Here is a 713-nt window from a genome sequence, read left to right on the forward strand (position 1 = left end):
AAAAGGGACAACACATCTATCATATCCTCAAGACTCATAACCTTAATGTCAGCTCCTCAACCGTCTATAGACACATCCGAAAAGGATACCTGTCTATCGCTCCTATTGATCTAGCTAGAGCCGTTAAATTCAAAGAGAGACGAAAAAGTAATCTACCTTCCATCCCTAAAGAAGATAAAAAAGGCCGGTCCTATGAGGATTTTCAAAACTATTTAGTCCTTAACCAACTAAACTCTTGGCTAGAAATGGACACGGTTATGGGCAGAATGGGAGGTAAAGTACTACTCACCTTCAATCTCTCTTTCTGTAACTTTATCTTCGCTAGGCTTCTGGAGAATAAAACTACCCTTGAGGTTACCAAACACCTCTATGATATTAAGAATAACCTTCACGAAGCTGACAAAGACTTCTGCCAACTCTTTCCTGTTATTCTGACAGATAATGGAGGAGAGTTTGCCAGGGTTGATGACATCGAAATGGATGTTCGAGGAGAGAGTAAGCTTTTCTTTTGTGACCCTAATCGCTCTGACCAGAAAGGGAGAATTGAGAAAAATCACACGCTGATTCGCGACATTCTACCTAAAGGAACTTCTTTTGACAATTTAACTCAAGAGGACATCAATCTCGTCTGCTCTCATGTCAACAGTGTCAAACGCGCTGCTTTGAATGGAAAGTCAGCCTATGAACTCTTTGCCTTTACTTACGGAGAAGAG

At 41.0% G+C, this 713-nt stretch carries 1 protein-coding gene; it reads left to right on the plus strand.

The features are described from left to right. Window positions 1-713 (plus strand): IS30 family transposase (locus O3658_RS10595; RefSeq protein ID WP_371561543.1); only part of this gene is annotated, 713 nt, incomplete at both ends.

It is taken from the genome of Streptococcus sp. 27098_8_69 (assembly GCF_041432445.1).
GTDB lineage: Bacteria > Bacillota > Bacilli > Lactobacillales > Streptococcaceae > Streptococcus.